Origin of the sequence: Nocardia sp. NPDC004604, assembly GCF_040609795.1 — a bacterium.
In the GTDB taxonomy this organism is placed as follows: Bacteria; Actinomycetota; Actinomycetes; order Mycobacteriales; family Mycobacteriaceae; genus Nocardia.
Genome location: NZ_JBEXLC010000234.1, coordinates 1 through 8,978, shown reverse-complemented (window position 1 = coordinate 8,978; position 8,978 = coordinate 1). Strand labels below are relative to the sequence as shown.

2 protein-coding genes are annotated in these 8,978 nt (G+C 63.4%); both read left to right on the top strand.

Going from position 1 to position 8,978, the window contains the following annotated elements:
- Nucleotides 1–265 precede the first annotated feature (265 nt).
- The gene (locus tag ABZW16_RS41655; protein ID WP_354961677.1) at nucleotides 266–8,710 is read left to right on the top strand and encodes a type I polyketide synthase; all 8,445 of its coding nucleotides are present in this window, start codon (nucleotides 266–268) and stop codon (nucleotides 8,708–8,710) included.
- A 35-nt stretch (nucleotides 8,711–8,745) separates the two neighbouring features.
- Nucleotides 8,746–8,978: polyketide synthase docking domain-containing protein (locus tag ABZW16_RS41650; RefSeq protein WP_354961676.1), on the top strand; the 233-nt coding region annotated here is incomplete at its 3' end.

Genomic DNA, 8,978 nt, shown 5'->3' with positions numbered 1-8,978 from the left:
CCTGGGCGAATTTCGCCAGATTCATCAGCCAGCATGCCGGAGCCGATATCCGAGGACATTGTGCGACAGCATGACAACCGCTACGGTTCAAAGGCGCTTTTCTACGAGATCGTGACGTAACGCTCTATGCGATGGAGATTGCGTGACACCGGTTCGTCTCCAGTCGCAGCCCGGCGAGTGTGGTTCGAGACGGGAATTTGCGTGCAGCCTTCTTGCGTGAAAGTGCCCTCTGAACTTCTGAGTTAATTTCCTGAGTCGTATTCTTATGTTTGGAGCCCTGCGCATGCCACAGTCTTTCGGAAATTCGGATCACGTTGGCGACGTGGCTGTCATCGGAATGGCATGCAGATTCTCGAGATGTTCGTCACTCGAAGACTACTGGAACCATCTGTCCTCTGGTTTGGACACGGTCGGTCCGATTCCGGACAGCCGGATCGATTCCCTCGGCGGGCTCGGCGCAGGGGCTCGTGCTGGATTCATGGAGAGGATCGACCAGTTCGATGCGGAATTCTTCGGGATATCGAACGCCGAGGCCGATGCGATGGATCCTCAACAGCGAATCGCGCTGGAAGTAGCCTGTGAGGCGCTGGAAGATGCGGGACTTACCTTCGATGAAGTCATAGGCCGCCGGGTGGGCGTCTTCGTCGGATCGATGTGGGATGACTACGCGCACGTCAATGCGGGCCCGGCCGCGGTTGACGGCTATACCCTGCCCGGAATTCAGCGGTCGATCATCGCTAACCGACTGTCCAGATTCCTGGGTGTCCACGGCCCGAGTCTGGTCGTAGACACCGGGCAGTCGTCGTCTCTCATGGCGGTCCACCTTGCCTGTCAAAGCCTGCGCACCGGCGAATCTGAAGTCGCTATGGCTGCAGGTGTCAACGTGATCGCCAGCCCCTTCAGCGCGAATGTAGTGGCCGAGTGGGGTGGGACTTCGGAAGACGGTCGCTGTTATGTCTTCGACTCGAGGGCGAATGGGTTTGTTCGCGGCGAAGGGTGTGGCTTCGTACTCCTGAAGGCCTTGGATGCGGCGGTTCGAGATGGAGATCGCATCTATTCCATTATTCGCGGGGGCGGAGTATCGACGGGCAGCGGAGAGGGCCTCGTCATTCCGTCTGAAGATTCTCAGCGCTCCGCAATTTCCCTCGCATATCGAATGGCAGGACTGTCGCCCGACGTCGTTCAATACGTCGAATTGCATGGAACAGGCACTCCGGTCGGTGACCCGATCGAAGCGCGTGCGCTGGCTGCGGAGTTCGGGCGATCACGGTCGGGCTCGGCGCCCCTGCTCGTCGGATCCGCCAAGACGAACGTTGGCCACCTGGAAGCCGCCGCCGGAATTGCCGGATTAATCAAGGTCGCGCTGTCTATCTGGCGCAGAGTCATTCCACCCAGTCTCAATTTCAGCGAATCAAATCCGGACATTCCGATGAAGGAATTCGCATTGGAAGTACCGGTGGAGGCGCGACAATGGCCGAATCCCACTGCTGAGCTGGTTGCGGGTGTCAGTTCATTCGGTATGGGCGGCGTCAACTGTCACATTGTGATGACCGAGGCAGCCGTGGCACACGGTCACCGCGGAGCCGGGGCATCGGAGGATGGGCGGGTTCTTCGCACACTGCCGTGGGTGGTGTCGGCGCGGAGTCGGGAGGCTTTGTCTGGTCAGGCAGCGCGGTTGGTGGGCTGGCCGGGTGAGGATCCGGTGGATGTGGCGTGGTCGCTGTTGACGACTCGGTCGCTGTTACCGCACCGGGCGGTGGTGCTCGGTGGTGATCGTGAGCAGTTGATCGCCGGGATGGACGTTCTGAGTCAGGGCGGTTACGCCGACAACGTCGTCACCGGCGTCGTCAGCGATGGCCGGTTAGCGGTGATGTTCGCCGGGCAGGGCACCCAGCGCGCGGGCATGGGCCGGGAGCTGTACACCGCATTCCCGGTGTTCGCCGAGGCATTGGATCATGTGTGTGAGCATCTGGATCCGCTGCTGGGCCGCAGTTTGCAAGAAGCAATGTTCTCGGGTGACGAACTCGATCGCACAGGGCTGGCCCAACCGGCGTTGTTCGCCCTGGAAGTCGCGTTGTTCCGATTGGCACAGTCGCGAGGCGTGTTCCCAGATGTGTTGTTCGGACATTCGATCGGTGAGATATCGGCCGCTCATGTCGCGGGCGTGCTGAGTTTGGCGGATGCGTGCACACTGGTCGCTGCACGGGGTCGGCTGATGGATGGCTTACCCGCCGGTGGTGCGATGATTGCGGTGGCCGCCTCAGAGTCCGAGGTGGCGGACTTGCTCGCCGGACACGAAGCACTGGCCGGGCTGGCTGCGGTGAACGGGCCGGAATCGGTAGTGGTGTCCGGGGCCGCTGATGTGGTCGATCAGATCGCCGATCAACTGCGGGCGCGGGGCCGGCTGGTGAAGCCCTTGCGGGTGTCGCACGCGTTCCACTCCCCGTTGATGGAACCGATGCTCGAGCAGTTCCAGCGAGTCGTCGCGGGGTTATCGTTCGAAGAACCGCAACTGCCGCTGATCTCGACGGTCACCGGTGAACCCGCGACCAGGCGGCTGATGGGTTCGCCCCAGTACTGGGTCGAGCATGCGCGGCGGTCGGTGCGTTTCGCCGACGCAGTGATTGCCGCTGCCGAGGCAGGGGTGACTTCCTTCCTGGAGCTGGGACCGGACGGGATCCTGTCGGCGATGGTCACCGACTGCCTATCCGCACACGACGTGTCCGCGGTGCCGGCACTGCGGGCGGATCGGGAAGAACCCGAAGGGTTCTTGATGGGGTTGGCTCGCTTGTTCGTATGCGGGGTCGCGGTGGATTGGCAGGGGCTGTTCGTCGGGACCGGCGCCCGTCGTGTCGATCTGCCCACGTATGCCTTCCAGCAACAGCGTCACTGGCTCGGCGAAGGCCGGTCACGACAGGCTGAAGCCAAAGAGGATCTGCGAGGCCGCTTCGCCCGCCTCCCGGGGGGTGAAGCAGAGCGGATCGTCAGGGAACTGGTTGTCACCCAGGTCAGTCGGATACTTCGGAAGAGCCCTGAAAGTACTCCGTCGTTCGCGACTGCCTCTTTCCATGACCTGGGGTTCGATTCTCTGCTGGCAGTTGAGCTTCGGAGCTCTCTCGAACAGGCGATCGGCACAAAGTTGCCGGTTGGTTTGGTCTTCGATTTTCCCACCGTCAGCGAACTGACCAACCACATCCTCGAAAAGGCCGGGGTCGTGGAGAAGTCGCCGATGGTTCAGGCGCCGACGGCAAGTGCGGAGCCGATAGCGATTGTGGGTGTGGGCTGCCGCTATCCCGGTGGTGTGGGTTCGGCCGAGGATTTGTGGCGGCTGGTGGTCTCGGAAATGGATGTGAGGTCGGGTTTCCCGACCGATCGTGGGTGGCCGCAGGATTTGTATGATCCGGACCCGGACGCTTCTGCGAAGAGCTATGTCCGAGAGGGCGGGTTCCTGGATGCTGGGGAGTTCGATGCCGGGTTCTTCGGGATCTCTCCGCGCGAAGCGTTGAGTATGGATCCCCAGCAGCGGTTGTTGCTGGAGGTCGCATGGGAAACCCTCGAGGACGCGGGAATCGATCCGCAGGCACTCAAGGGCAGCAGCACCGGCGTCTATGTCGGCGCGACGGCGCAGGAGTACGGAGCAGTGACCGCGGCGGCGGCATCGGTTTCCGGGGTGGAGGGTTTGCTGCTAACCGGCAACACGCCGAGTGTGATATCCGGGCGGGTGGCGTACACACTGGGTTTGGTGGGCCCAGCGGTGACCGTGGACACGGCCTGTTCGTCGTCGTTGGTCGCGTTGCACATGGCGGTGCAGGCCTTGCGTGCCGGAGAGTGCTCGATGGCCCTTGCCGGTGGCGTCACGGTGTTGTCGACGCCAGCGATGTTCGTGGAGTTCTCACGGCAGCGGGGCCTGTCGCCGGACGGGCGGTGCAAGCCGTTCGCCGCGGGAGCCGACGGTGTTAGTTGGTCCGAGGGCGTCGGGCTGTTGCTTGTGGAGCGTTTGTCGGACGCGCGGCGCAACGGTCATCGGGTGCTGGCGGTGGTGCGCGGTTCTGCGGTGAATCAGGATGGTGCGTCGAACGGATTGGCCGCGCCGAACGGTCCATCGCAACAGCGGGTTATCAGGCAGGCTTTGGCCGCCGCAGGATTGCGTGGCGGTGAAATCGACGTGGTCGAAGCCCACGGCACCGGGACCCGGCTCGGGGATCCGATCGAGGCCGAAGCACTGCTGGAAGCCTATGGGCAACAGCGCGAGCGGCCGCTGTGGCTCGGTTCGGTCAAGTCCAATATCGGTCATGCGCAAGCTGCCGCGGGCGCGGCGGGCGTGATCAAGATGGTGATGGCGATGCGGCATCACCTGCTGCCCAGGACGTTGCACGTCGATACACCGACTCCGTTCGTCGATTGGTCCGCAGGCGCAGTGCAGCTGCTTACCGAACCGCAGCCATGGCCGGTGTCAGACCAGCTGCGCCGCGCCGGTGTGTCGTCCTTCGGTATCAGCGGTACCAACGCCCACATGATCCTGGAAGAGCCATCACACGAGGACACGCGGGGCAGTGCAGAGATGAGCCAGGCGTCGCGCGATGCCAACGGCGCGCTGTCGGCGCCTGCGGTGCCGTGGGTGGTGTCGGCGCGGAGTCGGGAGGCTTTGTCTGGTCAGGCAGCGCGGTTGGTGGGCTGGCCGGGTGAGGATCCGGTGGATGTGGCGTGGTCGCTGTTGACGACTCGGTCGCTGTTACCGCACCGGGCGGTGGTGCTCGGTGGTGATCGTGAGCAGTTGATCGCCGGGATGGACGTTCTGAGTCAGGGCGGTTACGCCGACAACGTCGTCACCGGCACAGCGACGCCTGGTCGAACGGGGCCTGTCTTCGTGTTTCCGGGCCAAGGTTCGCAGTGGCCGGCTATGGCGCGTGAGTTGATGACTTCATCACCAGTGTTCTGCCAGGCACTGAACAGCTGTGAGGAAGCGCTTTCGTCGTTCGTCGATTGGTCGCTGCTCGATGTACTCGGTGAAGTGGACGGCGCGCCGTCGCTTGAGCGAGTGGACGTCGTGCAGCCAGTGCTGTTCTCGGTGATGGTCTCCTTGGCTGCGCTGTGGAGGTCGTTTGGAATCGAGCCAGCGGCCATCGTCGGTCATTCACAGGGCGAGATCGCCGCGGCCTACATTGCAGGTGCTTTGTCGCTCACCGATGCAGCGAAGGTGGTGGTACGTCGCAGCCAGGCGCTGGTTGAGCTGGCCGGGCAGGGAGCGATGATCTCCGTGCCACTGTCTCGTGCCGTGGTGGAGCAACGACTTCGGCAGTGGGCGGGCCAGCTGTCGGTCGCGGCGATCAACGGACCCCGCAACGTGGTGGTATCGGGTGCGGTTCAAGCTGCAGTGGAACTCCTGGATGTGTTGAACGCAGAAGGCGTTCGAGCACAACGGATTCCGGTCAACTATGCGGCACACTCAGCGCAGGTTGAGCAGGTTCGGGCCCGACTGCTGTCGGAATTGGCCGATATCAGCCCGCAGTCGGCGCGCACACCGGTGTGGTCGACCGTTACCGGCGGATGGCTCGACACCTCGCAGGTGGATGGCGACTACTGGTACCGCAATCTGCGAGAACCGGTGGAACTCGAAGAGGCCATCAACAACCTCGGTGCGAAGTACGACGTGTTCGTGGAGGTCAGCCCGCATCCTGTCCTGGCTGTGGGTATCCAGGACACCCTGGAGGACCTTCGACACGACGCGACGATTGTGCACTCGCTGCGCCGCGATCACGGGGGTATGGAGCAGTTTTTGGTGGGGTTGGCTCGTTTGTTCGTCTGTGGGTTCGCGGTGGATTGGCAGGGGCTGTTTGTCGGGACCGGCGCCCGTCGGGTCGATCTGCCCAAGTATGCCTTCCAACATCAGCGTTGCTGGCTGGAATCGACCTCGGGCGCAGGGGATGTCGCCGCTGCCGGCTTGAGTGTGGGGGGCCATCCGTTTCTCGCTGCGGCCGTGGAGATGGCCGGTGGAGGTGTGGTGATGACCGGCCGCCTGGGCTTGGACAGCCACTCGTGGCTGGCCGACCACGCAGTCGGAGGTGTGGTGTTGCTACCGGGCACCGCGTTCTTGGAGTTGGCCGTGGCTGCCGGGGACCGGGTGGGGTGCGGGCGGGTTGAAGAGCTGACATTGGCGGCACCCTTGCTGCTGCAAGAGCAGGGTACGGTGCAGCTCCAGGTGGCGGTCGCGCCCGCGGACGAGTCCGGGCGTTGCCAGATATCGATCCACTCTCGTCGTGAGCAGACTGCAGGTACGCAGGAGGTATGGACCGAGCACGCCACCGGAACCCTGGCTTCGATGGTTTCCGGTACCGCCGGGGTGATGCCCGAATTCCGGGTATGGCCACCGGCCGAGGCGACCGAGATCGATGTGACCGGCGTCTACGAACGGATCGCCGGGCACGGCTATCACTATGGTCCGGCGTTTCAGGGACTGGAGCGGGTCTGGCGTCGCGGGCAGGAGATCTTCGCCGAGGTCACGCTGCACGGTGAGACCGGTGCGAACACCGGCTCGTTCGTGTTGCACCCGGCGCTATTCGACGCCGCGTTGCATGCGTTGCTGCCGGGTGTGACTGACGCCGGCATCGAGGGTGGTCTGCCCTTCTTATGGACTGATGTGATCGTCGATGCGACAGGTTCGTCGCGAGTGCGAGTGCGGGTGGCGCCGACAGGCGACGGGGCTTGGTCTTTGCAGTTGGCTGATGCCGAGGGCAGACCGGTCGCGAGGGTGCAAGCTTTGCTGTTGCGGGAAGTGTCGCTCGATGCATTGCAGGCCGCCGGGCGTGCGCACCACAATTCGCTGTTCCGGCAAGGCTGGGTGGGTGTGACTGCCGGGGAACCGGCGGATACGACCCAGTGGGTGGTGCTGGGGTCGACATCAGTGGCGGATGCACTGGCCACGGCGGGGCTGGGGGGTCGGGCACCCGATCTCGCACGGGTGCGCGAACTGATGGACTCTGGTGGTCCGGTGCCGCCGGTGGTGATCACGGTGTCGGTTCCCGGCAGCGACGATGTGGTTGCCGATACCTACCGCCGCGGCAGCGAAATGCTGTCCTTGGTACAGGAGTGGCTGGGCGAGGATCGGTTCAGCGCATCGCGGTTGATGGTGGTGACCCGCGATGCGGGAGGTGACGCGCCAACAGATCTGGCCGGTGCGGCAGTGCGGGGTTTGCTCAAGACCGCACAAACCGAGAACCCGGGACGGTTCGTTTTGCGCGACATCGACCAGCACACTGAGCTGTCGCTGCTGGCCGGCCTTGACGACATCGACGAACCAGACCTGATGTTGCGTGGAAACAACCTCACCGCACCTCGACTCGTCCGGGCCAGCGGCGCGCCCACGATACCGCCGGGCACTGACAGCGGGCAGAACGTTCCCGCGATCTCCCAACAGTTTGATCGTTCAGCAACGGTGCTGATCACCGGTGGTACCGGTGCGCTGGGTGCGATATTGGCGCGGCATCTGGTCATCGAACACGGAGTGCGGCATCTGTTGTTGGCCAGCCGCCGGGGTTTGCAGGTTCCTGCCGCAGTGCAGTTGCAGCAGCAACTGCAGGAGTTGGGTGCGCAGGTGACGGTGACCGCATGCGATGTCACCGATCGCGACGCGATCGCCGCGTTGATCGCTGCAGTGCCCGAGCAGCATCCGTTGCGGGCGGTGATCCACACCGCGGGCGTGCTCGACGACGGTGTGATCACGTCGATGAGCACCGACCAGTTCGAGCACGTGCTACTCCCGAAGGTCGATGCGGCCTGGCACTTGCACGAACTCACGCGGGAGCTGGATCTGACCGCGTTCGTGCTCTACTCCTCGATCGCGGGCGTGGTGGGTTCTGCCGGTCAGGCCAACTACGCGGCGGGCAACGCGTTCCTCGACGCGCTGGCTCGCTACCGCGGCCAGTCAGGGTTGCCGGCGACGTCACTGGCCTGGGGCCTGTGGGAGCAAGCCAGCACGATGACCGAGCATCTCGATGAGATCGATCTACACCGCATGGCTCGCAGCGGGCTGGCCGCAATGGGCTCGGCCACGGGTATGGAACTGTTCGACACGGCCCTCAGAAGTGGCGCACCAGCCTTGGTGCCGGCTGTGCTCCGCCTGGACCGGTTCAAAGACCACACCGGCGCAGCGCCGGCGTTGTTCCGGGACTTGATGAGTGTGCCGGGCAAGCGGGCAGCCGCGTCTGCGCACGGATACGGGTTCACGCAGCGATTGCAGTCTTTGCCGCCCGAACAGCGCCGCAATGAGATATCGCGCCTGGTCGAGGCCGAAGTGGGCGCAGTCCTTGGCTTTGCGAGCCGCCAGGACGTGCCGCTCGACCGCGCGTTCAACGAGATCGGATTCGACTCACTGACCGCCGTCGAACTACGAAACCGGCTCAAGGCCGTCACCGGGCTTTCCTTGACAGCTGGTTTGGTTTTCGATTATCCGACCGTCACTGCACTGACCGATCACCTTATCGAACAGCTCGCTGTTCCTGACCCAGCGAAGAATGAATCGGCAATCGCAACGCTGGGCACACTTGAGAAGGCCCTTGCCGGGCTTGGTGAAGAGGATCGTCGTTCAATTTTCGAGCGGTTGCGCCGAATTCTCGATGCCGCAAAGGAAATCGATTATTCCCCTTCTGAGGTGAACATTGAAGACGCAACGGACGAGGAACTTTTTTCCTTCGCCGACGAAGCGCTCCAATAGTTCGAACAATCAGCTTGAAGAAGGAACGACGAGTTATGTCTGAAGAAAAATTCCGAGAATACTTGCGTAAGGTGACGTCCGAGCTGAATAGGACGCGGGGGCGCTTGCGGGAGCTGGAGGCTCGGGGCTCGGAGCCTGTTGCGATTGTGGGTGTGGGGTGTCGGTATCCGGGGGGGGTGTTTTCGCCGGAGGATTTGTGGGAGGTGGTGGATCGGGGGCGGGATGTGGTGTCGGGGCTGCCGGTCGATCGTGGTTGGGATGTGGAGGG

Bases quoted from the DNA above. Each gene is read 5' to 3' on its own strand.
- ABZW16_RS41655 (WP_354961677.1), top strand. From the start codon at position 266: ATGTTTGGAGCCCTGCGCATGCCACAGTCTTTCGGAAATTCGGATCAC.